This is a genomic window from Halomonas ramblicola (assembly GCF_030409215.1).
GTDB classification, from domain to species: Bacteria; Pseudomonadota; Gammaproteobacteria; order Pseudomonadales; family Halomonadaceae; genus Halomonas; species Halomonas ramblicola.
Map to the genome: position 1 here is coordinate 635,920 of NZ_JAUFPL010000028.1, position 14,486 is coordinate 650,405.

General features: G+C 68.2%; 12 protein-coding genes. 5 read left to right on the top strand and 7 right to left on the bottom strand.

Annotated features, from left to right (window positions below):
- Positions 1-26 precede the first annotated feature (26 nt).
- Positions 27-1,397, top strand: coding sequence for a pyridoxal-phosphate dependent enzyme (locus QWY80_RS13925; RefSeq protein WP_290232544.1), 1,371 nt, complete (start codon positions 27-29; stop codon positions 1,395-1,397).
- A gap of 12 nt (positions 1,398-1,409) precedes the next feature.
- A complete protein-coding gene (locus tag QWY80_RS13930) occupies positions 1,410-2,600 on the top strand; it encodes a cystathionine gamma-synthase (RefSeq protein ID WP_290232546.1) in 1,191 nt (396 codons plus the stop codon).
- 66 nt (positions 2,601-2,666) lie between these two features.
- Here the strand turns inward: QWY80_RS13930 and QWY80_RS13935 are convergent, their stop codons facing one another.
- Positions 2,667-3,956 (bottom strand): cation:proton antiporter, encoded by a 1,290-nt coding sequence (locus QWY80_RS13935; RefSeq protein WP_290232548.1) that lies wholly within the window; start codon positions 3,954-3,956, stop codon positions 2,667-2,669.
- A gap of 185 nt (positions 3,957-4,141) precedes the next feature.
- Positions 4,142-5,107 (bottom strand): zinc-binding metallopeptidase family protein, encoded by a 966-nt coding sequence (locus QWY80_RS13940; RefSeq protein WP_290232550.1) that lies wholly within the window; start codon positions 5,105-5,107, stop codon positions 4,142-4,144.
- 513 nt (positions 5,108-5,620) lie between these two features.
- Between QWY80_RS13940 and QWY80_RS13945 the strand changes: the two genes are divergently transcribed.
- The gene (locus QWY80_RS13945; RefSeq protein ID WP_290232552.1) at positions 5,621-5,959 is read left to right on the top strand and encodes a hypothetical protein; all 339 of its coding nucleotides are present in this window, start codon (positions 5,621-5,623) and stop codon (positions 5,957-5,959) included.
- Positions 5,960-6,193: 234 nt separating this feature from the next.
- On the opposite strand, the gene QWY80_RS13950 is transcribed toward QWY80_RS13945, so the two are convergent.
- The 5 genes from QWY80_RS13950 to QWY80_RS13970 are packed head-to-tail and all read right to left on the bottom strand — an operon-like array spanning position 6,194 to position 12,282.
- The gene (locus tag QWY80_RS13950; RefSeq protein ID WP_290232554.1) at positions 6,194-6,586 is read right to left on the bottom strand and encodes a hypothetical protein; all 393 of its coding nucleotides are present in this window, start codon (positions 6,584-6,586) and stop codon (positions 6,194-6,196) included.
- A gap of 26 nt (positions 6,587-6,612) precedes the next feature.
- Entirely contained in the window at positions 6,613-8,166 is a 1,554-nt protein-coding gene (locus tag QWY80_RS13955; RefSeq protein ID WP_290232555.1) for a c-type cytochrome, read from the bottom strand.
- Positions 8,167-8,173: 7 nt separating this feature from the next.
- Positions 8,174-9,544, bottom strand: coding sequence for an NADH:flavin oxidoreductase (locus tag QWY80_RS13960; RefSeq protein ID WP_290232558.1), 1,371 nt, complete (start codon positions 9,542-9,544; stop codon positions 8,174-8,176).
- Positions 9,541-10,449 (bottom strand): hypothetical protein, encoded by a 909-nt coding sequence (locus QWY80_RS13965; RefSeq protein ID WP_290232560.1) that lies wholly within the window; start codon positions 10,447-10,449, stop codon positions 9,541-9,543. Before QWY80_RS13965 ends, QWY80_RS13960 begins: the two co-directional genes overlap by 4 nt.
- 9 nt (positions 10,450-10,458) lie before the next feature.
- On the bottom strand, positions 10,459-12,282 hold the full coding sequence (locus QWY80_RS13970; RefSeq protein WP_290232562.1) for a peroxidase family protein: 1,824 nt from the start codon (positions 12,280-12,282) through the stop codon (positions 10,459-10,461).
- Positions 12,283-12,481: 199 nt separating this feature from the next.
- Between QWY80_RS13970 and QWY80_RS13975 the strand changes: the two genes are divergently transcribed.
- Complete coding sequence (locus QWY80_RS13975; protein ID WP_290232564.1) at positions 12,482-12,853, top strand: hypothetical protein; 372 nt, start codon at positions 12,482-12,484, stop codon at positions 12,851-12,853.
- A 34-nt stretch (positions 12,854-12,887) separates the two neighbouring features.
- Positions 12,888-14,351, top strand: a complete 1,464-nt coding sequence (locus tag QWY80_RS13980) for a c-type cytochrome (RefSeq protein WP_290232566.1) — start codon at positions 12,888-12,890, stop codon at positions 14,349-14,351.
- Positions 14,352-14,486: the final 135 nt, after the last annotated feature.

Consider the following 14,486-nt stretch of genomic DNA (forward strand, 5'->3'; position numbering starts at 1 on the left):
GGAAGGCGCCACTTCCGGAGGCCGCGATGCAACCGCTAGCGAATGCCATGGAGCTGATCGGCAACACGCCGATGGTGCGGGTCGCCACCCTGGACACCGGCCCCTGCGAGCTCTACCTGAAGCTGGAGAACATGAACCCGACCGGCTCCATCAAGGACCGTATCGGGCTGTCGATGATCGAGGCCGCCGAGGCCTCGGGCGAGCTCCAGCCGGGTGGCACCCTGGTCGAGGGCACCGCCGGCAATACCGGCCTGGCCCTGGCGCTGGTCGCCCAGCAGAAGGGCTATCGCGTGATCCTGGTGATCCCCGACAAGATGAGCCGCGAGAAGATCTTCAACCTCAAGGCCATGGGCGCCGAGGTGGTGATGACCCGTTCGGACGTGGCCAAGGGCCACCCGGAGTACTACCAGGACAAGGCCGCGGCCATCGCCCGGGAGACGCCCGGCGCGGTCTTCGTCAACCAGTTCGGCAACCCCGCCAATCCCCTGGCCCACGAACGGGGCACCGGCCCGGAGATCCTGCGCCAGATGCATCAACGGCTCGACGCCGTGGTGTGCGGCGTCGGCTCGAGCGGCACCATGACCGGCCTGTCGCGCTGCTTCGCCAAGGCCGCCCCCGAGGTGGAACTGATCCTCGCCGACCCCGAGGGCTCGGTGCTGGCCGAGTACGTGCGTACCGGCCAGCTCAGCACCGAGAGCGGCAGCTGGCTGATCGAGGGGATCGGCGAGGACTTCGTGCCCCCCATCGCCGACCTCTCCCGGGTCCGCGAGGCAATCACCGTGAGCGACAAGGAGAGCCTGCTGTGCGGCCGCGAGCTGCTGCGGCGCGAGGGCATCCTGGGCGGCACCTCCACCGGCACCTGCCTGGCGGCGGCGCTGCGCTACTGCCGGGCCCAGACCCGCCCCAGGCGGGTGGTGACCTTCGTCTGCGATACCGGCAACAAGTACCTGTCCAGGATGTTCAACGAGCACTGGATGGAGGACCAGGGCTTCATCGAGCGCCACCACTACGGCGACCTGCGCGACCTGATCCGCCATCCCTATGCCGAGCACGACACCGTGGTGGTGGCCCCCGACGAGCCGCTGACCACCGCCTATGCGCGCATGAAGCTCTACGACGTCTCCCAGCTGCCAGTGATGGAGGGCGACCGGGTGGTCGGCATCATCGACGAGTCGGACGTGCTGATGGCGGTGTACGGCCACGAGGACCATTTCAAGGCACCGGTTGCCGAGGCGATGATCACCCAGCTGCAGGAGCTCGGCCCCGGCGCCAGCCTGGATGACCTGGTGGCGGTGTTCGAGGAGGACCACGTCGCCATCGTCGCCGAAGGCGACCGCTTCCATGGCCTGATCACGCGGATCGACCTGCTTAACTACCTGCGACGCCGGATCGACTGAAGGGAGGCGACGATGAACGACGACAAGCGCAACGGACCGCATCGGCTGGCGACCCGGGCCATCCATGCCGGCCAGGCCCCGGATCCCAGCACCGGGGCCATCATGACGCCGATCTATGCCACCTCCACCTATGTGCAGGCCAGCCCCGGCCACCACCAGGGCTTCGAATACTCGCGCAGCGGCAATCCCACCCGCCTGGCGCTGGAGCGCTGCATGGCGGACCTGGAGGGCGGCACGGCGGGCTTCGCCTTCGCCTCGGGCATGGCGGCCACGGCCAGCGTGCTGGAACTGCTCGACCACGGCAGCCACGTGATCGCCATGGACGACCTCTACGGCGGCTCCTACCGCCTGTTCCAGAACGTCCGCCGGCGCTCGGCCGGGCTCGATTTCAGTTTCGTCGACCTGAGCCTCGAGGATGCGCTGGACATCGCCCTGCACGACAACAGCCGCATGCTCTGGGTGGAATCGCCCAGCAACCCGCTGCTCAAGCTCGTCGACCTGGAGCGGGTCGCCGCCTTCGCCCGCGACCACGGCCTGATCAGCGTCATGGACAACACCTTCGCCAGTCCGGTGCTGCAGCGGCCCCTGGAGCTCGGCTTCGACATCGTGGTGCACTCCACCACCAAGTACCTGGGGGGCCACTCCGATATCGTCGGCGGCGTGGCCGTGGTGGCCGATGACGAACTCGCCGAGCGCCTGGCCTTCCTCCACAACGCCGTGGGTGGTATCGCCGGGCCCTTCGAGAGCTTCCTCGCCCTGCGCGGGCTGAAGACCCTGGTGCTGCGCATGCGCCAGCACTGCGAGAACGCCCGGGCGCTGGCCGCCTGGCTGGACGCCCACCCGGCCGTGGAGCGGGTCATCTACCCCGGCCTCGCCAGCCATCCCCAGCACGACCTGGCCAACCGCCAGATGAGCGACTTCGGTGGCATGCTCTCGCTGGTGGTACGCGGCGGCGAACCGACGGCGAGACGCGTGCTGGAGCGCTGCCGGCTGTTCGCCCTGGCCGAGAGCCTGGGCGGGGTGGAGAGCCTGATCGAGCACCCCGGCATCATGACCCACGCCTCCGTACCCGCCAAGACCCGCGAGCGGCTGGGCATCGAGGATGGGCTGATCCGGCTCTCGGTGGGCCTCGAAGACATCGACGACCTGATCGCCGACCTGGACCAGGCCCTGCAGGGCGGCGGCGAGGAACAGGCCGATTGAATCGGTTGGTGGGATGAGGATAGCGGCCTGACAGTCGGCCAGTGTGACGACGTGAGGTCATGGCTATTACCGAGGCTTCCGCGAACGCCAATAACGCGCAATAGTGGGCTTTACGCTGACCCCGTGAACCAGAATCGACAAGGCAACCACCACCAGGATCAGGTGTATCAATTCCAGCGCGACTTCCTCTGGCAGCCCGTGTTGGATGGCATACATCAGATAGTACAGCGAGCCAATACCGCGAACGCCAAACCAGCCCATGAGGTGGCGCATGCGCATGGGCGCCCTGCTTCCCAGCACGCCAAGGTGCACACTGACGGGGCGGGCGACAAAAAACACAAATGCCGCGAAACCCACGGCTCGCCAACTCCAGGAATCCCAGAAGAGCGAGCCACCGATCAGTAAAACCAGCACGATTTCGGCCAGCCGTTCGAGGTGCTCGTTGAATACCAGAGAGCTTTCGCTCACGTGCACGTGCGCTATAGCTTGCGGCTCACCTTCCAGAGGTGTCTCGACAGGTGTCGAGTAACCTTGCTTGAGGCCGGCCAATTTCAATTCGGTATGGCGCAGCGCCACCGCTGCACTAAAAACAGCCAAAAAGCCCCAGGCATCCACTAACAGGCTGATGCCGTAGGCGAACGCAATCAGCCCCAGGCCAAGAAAACTTTCCAGAAAGGCAGTGCCCACAAAGCGGGTGCGTATCCTGTTGACCAGCCAACCGACACCAACGCCCGCCAGGATACCGATGCCGATACCCGCACCGCTTGCCCATAACACATCCATTGCCAGCCACCGCCAACCGGCGTCGCCCAGATCGTGCAGCCCCAGCAACCCCAGGCCGAGCATCACGAACGGGAAGGCGCTGCCGTCGTTCATTCCGGCCTCGCAGGTCAATGCAAAACGTAGTTCGTCAGGATCATCGGCGTGACGAACCTGAACCTCGGTCGCCAATACAGGGTCGGTCGGTGCGACCACGGCACCCAGCAACACGGCAGCCCCAAGGGGCAAAGCGAGCCAGTAGTAACCGAACAGCGTCACTAATCCGACGGTAAGCGCCATCGAAACCACCGCCAGTTGCAGGGGATTTCGCCATCGCTTCAGGGTAACCGGCGCCGGCATTTTTACGCCGGCGCAATACAATGAAATGAGTACGGCGATCTCGGTCAGAAGCTCCAACAAGGCCGACTCTTCCAGCGGATTAAAATGAAACAGCTCAAAGCCCATGGGCCCCATAATAAATCCGACAAGAAGATACACTATGGCAGAGGTAGCGGGCACGCTTTTGAGATAGGAAAAGGTAAAGCCCACTACCAACAACAGCGAACCGATCAAGATAAACCAAGTAGCAGTGGTCATAGATTACTCGGCAGGTGTGTATTCATTCGCAATGGATATCGAGTCTGAACCAACAAGCCCCAATGCTGGACAAGAACACAGCCAGCTGCATGCGATCCGACAATGTCGGACCAGCGTAATCGCGCTCGTTCGTGAACTCGCATCAACCCGCTGACCGCGACTCTCTCCCTCGGTGACGCATCGCGTCAACGCCCCTGCGCGCCTCGGCGCAGCCAGTCATGCACGAAGGCGAGCTTATCGCGCGCGGCGGCCGACAACACGAAGGGGTAGAGATCCGACAGACCCATGGAGCGGTTGACGTGATTGACCCCTATGGCGAGGGAAGCCGCGACGTGAATCAGGCGCTCGGCATCCGGTTCCGAATACGGGTCCCAGCCCGGACTCGGCAGCTCTGGTGAGGACAGGCCAGCCGCGACGAAGCTGTCGGTAATATCGGTCAGGTGCAGTAAGTGCGAGGCGGTCTCGGCCCAATCCTCGTGCGGATGCGCGGAGGCATAGCTGGTCAGGAAGCGTAGCCTCCAGTCGGGCGGCGGACCGTCATGGTAGTGGCGCTGGAGCGCGGTGGGGTAATCCGCGCGTTCGTCGCCGAACATGGCGCGGAAGGCATCGAGGAAGTCGGCGCGCAGGCTGAGCCGCCACCAAAGCATATGCGCGATCTCGTGACGCATATGGCCGATCATGGTGCGGTAGGGCTCGTCCAGCGCCTGGCGGCGGGTTGCGCGCAGGACCGGGTCCGCCTCGGCCACGCTGATGGTCACCACGCCCGCGACATGCCCCATGAGCACGGGCGTCGGTCCCTCGGCGAGCAGGTGGAAAACGGGTCGTGTGCCCGGATCCTCCGGCCGGAACCAGTGCCAGCGGCCGAGATTATCGAGCGCCCAGCGCTTGGCGGCCTCGGTCTGCGCCCAGTTGGGGATGGCGCCGGGGATGGCGGGGTCCGGGGCCAGCGCCGTCATGGCGCAGGATCGACAGAAGGCGCCCTGCTCAGAAGCGATCCAGTTACAGCCGATGACGTCCCGGTTGGCGCAGAAGGGTGGCATGGGCAGGAAGGCCCGCGCCTGCGGGTCGTAAGCCACGGGGGTGCCATCGGCGGTGGCAAGGTTGTCGAACCACAGCGAACCGGATCCGACTGGGTTGGCAAAGACGCGCATACAGTAGGGACTCCAGAAGAACGACAGGGCATAGGGGCCGACTGAAGTTGACCCGGTTCGGTGGACACCGGGTTATCGGCAGCGCCCGATGCACTACCAGGCTCGAGTCCAGTCTAGCAGGTAAGTCTCCCCTTCCCCCGACGGCGGAAGGCGGTCTCGAGGCCCCCGCACAACAGCGCCTGTAAGGCGGAGGGCCGTTTCTCGACAGTACCTCGTGAGCGGCGGGGCGCATCTTTACCCGCGATGGCCTGGCCATCGGCGGCACGCGGTGAGGCCGCCACGACCATTCCCGCCAACATCGAGGCGGCCGATGAGCACTGGCCGAATATCTTCCAGCAGTGATCCCCGACAAGCCGAGCCGCGCGGCTTCGCCGGGGCCGCCCCCGGGGGTGGAGCGGGTGCGAGGATGACGTGCATTTTTCCATTGAGCTCGGCGCCTGATCTCGGTCAGGATAGAGCAAGGAACAGCTGCCAAGGATGGATGAGCCTCGGCATACCGTTGGAGGAGCCATAATGCAACCGCTGAGCTATTACTACTACAACGTGCTGGAAGGCCTGGAAAAACCGAGCGATGTGCCGTCGGACCACCTGCAGGAGGGCTACGACATCCTCTATCACCATGGTGGACGCATCGAGATCGACCTGATGCGCAAGGCCGAGGAAGGCGACGCCAAGGGCGAACCCTACCACTGGTACGAAGATCTCGATGACGAGCAGCGGGCGAAACTGCACAAGGCCCTGGATGACGGTAACCCGGCGAAGATCCTCAAGATCATGCAGCGCAACGGCTATGCCGGCGTTCTCTACCATCATGCCTGGGAGCACTTCCGGATGGAGGCCTGCACCGACTAGCGCCGCATCGCGCTACGCTGCACCAGACCAGGGGCCCGCGAGCGATCGCGGGCCCTTTGGCGAGCAAAGGCCAGACAAGGCAAAGATCGGCGAAGATACGGGGTGTAAATGCGGTTTTTGCGTCGATTTTTGAATCATCGCACTTTGGCGTGAAACCTGTCGCTTCACGCTGATTTGCGAAGAACCCGATTTTTAACGCCGTCTGGCCAAGCGCCGCCAGCTCTCGGGCCAAGCCTAAGGCTTGGCCATCAGGTCCGCTCGCCAGCCCCGCCAGAAGCTCACGCCCTGCAGCACGGCCAGCACCGCCTCGTAGAGCGCCGGTAGCCACAGCAGCCCCGAGGCGAACAGGAAGAACAGCGCGAGGAGCCCCCGGAACAGGATCGACAGCAGCGCCACCAGGCGGTTGTGCAGCGGCGCCAGGGCCGCCGGCAGGTAGAGCAACCCCATCGCCAGCATGGCCAGGCCGACGTAGCGGGGCCAGGTCAGGGGCGCCGCCAGGTCGGCGCGGATCAGCGCCAGGAAGCCCTCGGGCCACCACCACAGCCACAGGCCGAGCAGCACGTTGAGGGCGATGCCGACGAACATCACCCGCCGAAAGGTCCGGAAGGCGTCGTGTGAGGTCTGCATAGCGAGGCTCCCTGGCCGGTCGGCCGCTAGAAGGTGAGCAGATAGTCGAGCAGGGCCGCCCGCTCCCCCGCCGCCAGCCCCGTGCCATAGTCATGGCCCTGGTTGCCATTGCCGGGCAGGCGGGTGTCGAAGCAGAAGCCCTCGTCCAGGGGTTCCCCCGGGGTGCAGTCGGGGGCCACGAAGCCGCCCTTGTCGCCGTCCAGCACGTCCAGGCCACGGACGAAGGCCGTGGGACGCTCCTCCGGCGGCAGCAGCAGGTCATGCAGGGTCGGCACCGAACCGTTGTGCAGATAGGGGGCGCGCAGCCAGAGCCCGTCGAGGGGTTGGTTGGCGTAACCATCGGTCTTGCGGAAGTGGCGGAAGCGGTAGCGCTCATCCTCAGCGAACAGGGTGAGCTGGTAGCGGCGCAGCGTCTCGGTGTAGCTGTCCAGGCGCGCCGGGTCGACGCCGAGCCGGGCGTTGGGCACCACCTCGCCGAGCCGCTCGCCCTCGAAGACGTAGCGCTCGCCCTCCTGGTAGCCGTGGCAGTCGGCGCAGTGGCGCATGTAGAGCGCCTTGCCGGCCGCCACGTCGTCGGCCTCGGGGTCGTGGGGGCTCGGCGGCGGCTCGAGATCGAGCAGCCAGTCGGCGACCCGCTCGATGGCGGCGTGGTCGACGCTCTCCTCGGTGACCCCGGCGCCCAGGGCGGCGCTCAGGTTGCGCTCCTGCAGCGAGGCGTTATTGCCGTCCCAGTGCAGGTCCATGCCCTGGCGGGGACGCTGCAGGAAGATCGACGGGAAGTCCGCGGTGCCGATCCGCTCGCCCTCCGTCAGGTCGGCGAGCGTCATGTCGAACTGGATCAGCTTGTAGGGATTGAAGGTGTCGACCCGCCCCGGCCCCCAGGCCGGCTGCTCCGCCAGCAGCGGGGCGAGCCGCGCCCGGGTCGCCAGCAGTCCCTCGCGCACCCGCGGCAGCACCGCGTGCCGCCACACCAGGCGCTCGACCCAGCCCAACTCCTGGCCCTGCTCCTCCATGGCGGCGAGCACGCTGTCCGGCGCCAGCCGCGGGTCGTCGGCGATCTCCAGCAGGAAGGCGATGAAGCCGTTGAGGTCCAGGTTGTTGGAAGGCATGCCCGAGACCAGCCGCGGCTCGTCTTCGGGGGACTCGCGCACCGTGCCGGTGTGGCATACCGCACAGTTGAGCCAGCCCAGCTCCACCCCGCGCACCTCGCGGGTGCCCACGCCGATGGGCAGGTCGCCCGCGTCCAGGCTGTCGCCCGGGGCGTAGAGGAAGCCGAAGGCCGCGTAGCCCTCCTCGCCCAGTGTCTCGGGGAAGAGCTCGGGCAACACCCGCCACAGCCGCACCGGCAGGCCGCTTTCCGGCTCGCTGCCGATGGAGCCGTGGCGGAAGTGCGCCTCCGGGTCGGCGTAGTGGCGCACCGACTCGCCGCTGTAGCGCCACAGGGTGGGGACGCCGATCGCCAGGACCAGCACGCCGGCCACCACCACGGCCAGCGCCAGCAGGGTCAACGGCAGGCGCCGCCGACGGCGACGGCGGGACGCGTCCTGTACGGCGGTGACGGGGGGCTCCTGGCGTCTCATGGCGGCCTCACGGGGTGTCCGCTTGCGTTTCGCGAGCGGGCGGCACCGGCGGCAACTGCAACTCGGGCCGGGTCTCGTAGATGGCCATCACGGACTCGAGCATGCGCTCGTGGTCGCCGCCGAAGCGCTCGAGCTCGTAGCAGCCCAGGGGATTCTTGGGCGCGTTGAGCAGGCACTTGTTGCAGAAGGTACAGGGGTTCTCCGGCGCATCGTGGCCGGCCTGCCACTGGCGCGGCAGGTCGGGGTTGGCGATCAGCGCCCGGGCACTGGAGACGGCGTCGCAGGCACCGGTCTCGATCGCCTCGCGCACCAGGGAGGCACGCTGGTAGCCGCCGGTGCTGATCACCGGGATACTCACCGCCTCGCGGATGGCACGCGCCTCGTCCAGGCCGATGCCCTCCACCTCGCGGCCGCGCCGGTGACGGTACCACAGCCAGCGGAAGATCCAGCGCAGCGCCGGGTAGCGGAACAGCAGGTAGTTGCGGAAGGTGTCGACCCCGGCGGAGAGCATGGTGTCGTAGGTGCTGGCGATGGTCTCGAAGGAGAAGTCCCCGGGCGGGTTCAGGGGGTGGGGAAAGAGGCTGCCCAGCGAGACGTGCAGGGCGTCGGCGCCGGCGGTCTCGGCCCACCGGCACACCTGGACGGTCTCCGCCAGGCTGTTGCCCTTGCCCTCCCAGGGCAGCACGTCGTTGTGGTCCACGGCGCTGATCTTCACCTGCAGGTGGAAGTCCGGCCCCACCCGGTCGCGGATCGCCTCGATCACCTCCAGCAGGAAGCGCGCCCGGTTCATCAGCGAGCCGCCGTAGCGATCGCGCCGATCGTTGATCGCCGAGCTCAGGAACTGGGTGAAGAGGTAGCCGTTGGCGGCGTGCAGTTCCACGCCGTCGAGCCCCGCCTCCCGGGCCCGCCAGGCGCCGCGGGCGAAGGCCTCGACGGTGCGCTCGACCTCGTGGCCGGTCATCGCGCGGCACAGGAAGCCGTGCAGCGACTCCTTGTGGTCGGTGGCACTGAGCGCCCGCCGATGCTGGTTGTGCACTCCGGGCAGGTCCATCTGCCGGCCGGAGTGGCTGAGCTGCAGGATGTACTTGCAGTCGAAGCGATGCACCGCCTCGCCGAGGCGCTGCCAGAGGGGGATGAAGTCGTCGCGGTGGATGGTGGCGTAGCCGGCGACGATGCGCCCCTCCATCTGCACCGGCACGAAGGAGGAGAGGATGGCCCCCACCCCGCCGCGGGCGAAGCGGCACTCCCAGTTGATGCGGGTCTGGGTCAGGCTGCCGTCCTCATTGTCGAAGCGCCCGGAGACGTTCGAACGCAGCAGGCGGTTCTTGATCGTGATGTTGCGCCACTCGAGCGGCGTGAAGATGACGTCCTCGCTCATGCGCCTCGCCCCCCTTGCCGCACCGCCAGGGCCTGCTCCCAGACCGCCGCCAGCAGCGCCAGGACGAAGCCCTGGGCCGGGCAGCGCGCCCAGCTCCCGCCCATGAAGGCCAGTTCGCGATCACCGCTGCCCCGGGCGGCCTCCGCCAGGCGCAGCACCACCAGGTCGCCGGGTTCCAGCCGACGCGGCGCGCAGGGCGTCGACAGCGGCGTCCGCACCCGGCGCAGCAGCGTCTCCGGCGTCGCCAGGGTGCGGCCCAGCACCGCCGCCTGGGAGAGCCCGCGGGCCTGGGGCGTGGCGGCCAGTTCGCGCATCGCCGCCAGCGACGCCACCAGGTTGTGCACGGCGATGCCGGTGGCGTGCAGGGCCAGCGGCTCGCCCCGGGCACGCTCGGCCAGCAGCCGCCGGGCATGGCGCAGGCGCCCGGTCAGCCGTTGGCCCAGGGCGCGCAGGACGTTGACGCGGGGATAGGCATCGAGCAGCCGGGCCGCCGCGTAGCTCGCCTCGTCGGCGCGGTAATCGTCGTGGAACAGCCGCCCCAGCAGCCCCTGGGCGGCGGGGCCCAGCGCCTCGGCCTCGGCCTGGCCGGCCACCGCCTCCACCAGGGTCTTGAAGGCCGGGTCCCGCTTCCAGGCCGACGCCTCGGCGCGCTCGTCGAGGCGCCGCCCCAGCGCGGCGTGGCGCGCCTCGCGCCCCTCCGCCTCGCGGGCCAGCAGGGCGGGCAGCGGCTCGCCGTCGAATTCGAAGGCCTGGCGCAGGCGGGCCAGGCGCAGGCGATTGATCAGCCCGCCGGCGGGCGCCAGGTGGCGATCGAGGCGCGGCTCGCCGTCCAACCGGCGGATCTCCCGGGCGTCGCTCACCTCCAGCAGGTTGACGAGACCGGGAATGCTCAGGCGCCTGGCCATGGCTCCTCCCTATCCACGCGGCTTGGTTTCACGAGACCAGGGGAAGAAGACGTTGCGCACCCCTTCCATCCGCGGCGACAGCTCGGGAAAGTGGCGACCGATCACCGTGCGCAGGCTGTTGTCGTCGATCCACTGCATGCCCGCCCGGGTGTAGACCTCGGGGGTGTAGTCGTCGGTGAAGAAACGATCGCTCTTGAGGCGCCGGGAGGCCATCAGGATGAAGATGCGGAAGGCGGTGTCGCTGAAGGCGAAGCCGGGCGGCGGCGTCTCGGCCAGGCAGCCGGTGAGCAGGTCGACCTGCTCCACGTCGCCGTAGACCGCCTCCAGCTCGCGCTGCCATGCGGGGTTGTCGGTGAGCTCGGCGAAGCTTTTCGGCGCCGGCATGTCGATCAGCCGGCGGAAGCGGCAGTAGCGCGGCACCCCACGCTCGCGGTCGCGCAGCACGTCGATGGTGGCCAGGTCGATGTTGCGCTCGTGGGGCGCCTGCTTGGCATGCTGCTGCAGGTGGCGCGGGAAGTTGTGCAGCACCAGCGCCCCGGGGTGGCTGGTGCCCAGCGAATAGAGTGCGTCGGCCAGCGGCACCTCGTCGTAGAGCGACTGGGTGCGCGAGCCGGCCACCTCGGTCAGGCCGCACGCCTTGAGCGGGCCGTCGTCGGCCAGGCGCCGGAAGTCGAAGTCGTCGGGCACCAGCGGATGCATGCGGTAGACGGCAGTGAACTCCTCGGTGATGGCGTAGGGCGCGGCGTGGTGATCCGCCGGTGAGCCGACGATGCCGCTGATCACCTCGCGGTCGCTGACCCGGCCGCGGCTGCGGTAGAAGTGCTCGTCGAGGATGCCCCACCAGTTGGCGCGCATGCCGAAGCGAAGCTCCGGGGTGTCGAGCAGCGCCGGCGTCCACTCCACGGTGTGGATCTTGGCGATCAGGGCGGCGTTGATCAGGCGCGCCTTCTGGAACAGCCACTCGCCGTCGCGGTCCGGATGGTCGATGCGCAGCCGGTCGACGATGGCGTTGTGCTCCCGGGCGAAGAGGGTGTGCATCAGCGACAGCCCCACCCACCAGTTGCCGTTGACCCCCGCCAGCTCGATGCCGTGCTCGTCCCGGGGCAGGTGGCCGTCGGGGCGCAGGTAGAGCTTGCCGTCGGGCAGCAGCTCGCCGCTCTCCGGGTCGCTGCGCACCAGGCGCTGGCGCTTGAGGCTGCTGCCGTAGATCTGCGAGCCGTCCCACCACTGGGTCTCGGTGTTGAGGAAGGTCTCCGGATAGCCCTCGTCGGCGGCGCCGCGGGTCGAGTCGCGGCGCGAGCGAAGCACCGTCATGCGCTCCCAGGGCCAGTCGTCGTCCTCGTCGAGAGGGACCTCGTGGGGCGTCGCCTCGGCGTCGTTGCTGCCGTGGCTGAACCAGTCGTGGACCATGAACTGCAGCCAGGCGGGCACCAGGACGTTCAGCGTGGTGGCCGGGGTGAAGGTCTCGCGGGTCATCAGCCGGCGACTCACCACCCGCGGGCTCGGCGTCATCAGCGCCTCGCCGCTCTCGCCGAAGGTCTCGGCGATGGGCACGTTGCGCCCGAAGCGGGTATGGGCCTTGCCCATGCAGGGGGCCGCCAGGTCGTTGTAGCTGCCATCGGCGGTGCGGCAGTCGCGCACGTCGAAGTCGCCCTTGTCGGGGTCCGGCGGCCGCTCGCGTTCGGTGTCGTGGAGGTTGTGCCAGCGCAGGTTGCCGCGCAGGGCGACGAGGTTGAGGACGGCGATCGGGAAGGGGAACCGGTACCACTGGCGGCGCCGGTTGATGCGCCGGAACAGGCGACCGAGCAGCCCGCTGCCACGTTGTCCGAACATGGGAATCCTCCCTGGTAGACGCCGTCGCTGAGATCAGGACGGGGGCATCGCCCCTTGCCGGCCTTCGCCTCGTCGAGGTATGGAAGGCCTCAACCCCGCAGGTTGAACGTGACCCTACCGCAAGTGACATCTAACCTTTAGCACAGGGTTATATCTCCCTCAATGTCGCGCCCCGTCTCATGGGGCCCAAGGAGGACGCTTGGCTAAGGGTGGCTACGCGACGGGATTCCGCTTCATGGTACTGCTGGGGGTGGTGGCCAACCTGGCCCTGGCGATACCCGCAGTCTTCGTCCCCGAAGCAGTGGTCGCGCTGGTGGGTGGGGCACCGGTGGCCGAGACGGTGTGGCCCGCCTTCGCCGGCTGGCTGCTGATCCTGCTCAGCCTGTTCTACCTGCCGGCGGCCTTCGACCCCATCCGCTACCGGGTCGTCGCCGTGCTGACGGTGTTGGCACGCTTCGCCGGGGTCGCGTTCTTCACGCTGCTGTATCCACCATTCCTGCTGCTCGCCCTGTTCGACCTGTTCTTCGGCGCCACCCAGGGCGCGCTGCTGCTGGCGCTCGGCCGACGCTGAGCGGCGTCTTCGGCTCATTCGGGAGGAAGCGGTCATGGCTCGCAAGGATCACGCCCACCCCAAGTCCCGCCGCTGGCTGGCCTGGCTGGCCCTGCTGCTGGTGCTGGGCGCCGCGGTGGCGGCGATCGGCTGGTACAAGCTGTTCCGCGAGGAGCCCCAGCACCTCGAGGGCGTCGAGGCCTACTACCGCTACGGCTCCATCGGCACCGAACCGGAGGAGGGCCTGCCCTACTGGGTCTGGCGCGTGCTGCCGGAGGTGTTCCCGCAGCACCTGCCGGGCGATGGGGAGGACGCGGGCTACGCCGCCCTGGGCGTGGTCTGGGAGGAAGGCGAACCCACGCCGGTGGGGTTCTCGCTGAAGACCATCGGCTTCCCGCGCATCGGCATCAACTGCGCGGCCTGCCACACCGCCACCTACCGCACGGCGCCGGAGGCCGAGCGCCGCATCGTGCCCGCCGGCCCCCATCAGACCTTCGATCCCCAGGCCTACCTGCGCTTCCTGGGCGACGCCGCCGCGGACCCGGACTTCACCGCCGACACCCTGCTGGCGGCCATCCAGGAAGAGACCGAGCTCTCCTGGCTCGACCGCCTGCTCTACCGCTTCCTGATCATCCCGCGCACCCGCGACGGGCTGCTGGAGCAGGCCGAGCGCTTCACCTGGACCGACGACCGGCCACGCTGGGGACCGGGGCGCATCGATCCCTTCAACCCGGTGAAGTTCCACCCCGACCTGCTGGCCCTGGACCCCGCCGAGGACGCCACCATCGGCAACTCCGACATCATGCCGCTGTGGGCCATGGACGAGCAGGAGGGCTACGCCCTGCACTGGGACGGGCTCAACGACTCCCTCACCGAGGTGGTGCTCAGCGGCGCCATCGGCGACGGCGCCCGCCCCGACTCCCTGCCGGTGGAGGCCTTGGGTGAACTGGAGACCTACCTGCGCGAGCTGGCGCCGCCGCCCTACCCCTTCGACTCCCGGGACCGGCAGATGGCCGCGCGCGGCGAGGCGCTGTTCGCGGAGCACTGCGCGAACTGCCACGGCCCCGAGGGGGCGCGCACCGGTACGGTGATCCCCCAGGAAGAGGTGGGCACCGACCGCCACCGCCTGGCGATGTGGACCGCCGAGGCCGCCGAACGCTACAACGCCTACGCCGAGGAGTACCCCTGGGACTTCGACGCCTTCGTCAAGACCGATGGCTACGTGGCCAAGCCCCTGACCGGCATCTGGCTGCGCGCGCCCTACCTGCACAACGGCTCGGTGCCCACGATCGAGGACCTGCTGCGCCCCGCCGAGGAGCGTCCCGAGGTGTTCTACCGCGGCTACGACGTCTATCACCCCGAACGCCTGGGCTTCATCCACGAGGGCGAGGAGGCCGAGCGGCACGGCTTCCGCTACGACACCGCCGAGCCCGGCAACGGCAACGCCGGCCACGAGTACGGCACCGAGCTGCCGGCGGAGGACCGCGATGCGCTGGTCGAGTACCTCAAGACGCTCTAGGGGCGTTCACGGCTCCGGCGAGGGCAACGGCCCGGCGCCCCCGAGTTCGACAGATAGAAGCGTAAACCACTGATTAGCCTGGAAACGCGTTTTCAAAATTGGCACTACAAGCGTGATGCGGCAGGTGCCGGCACG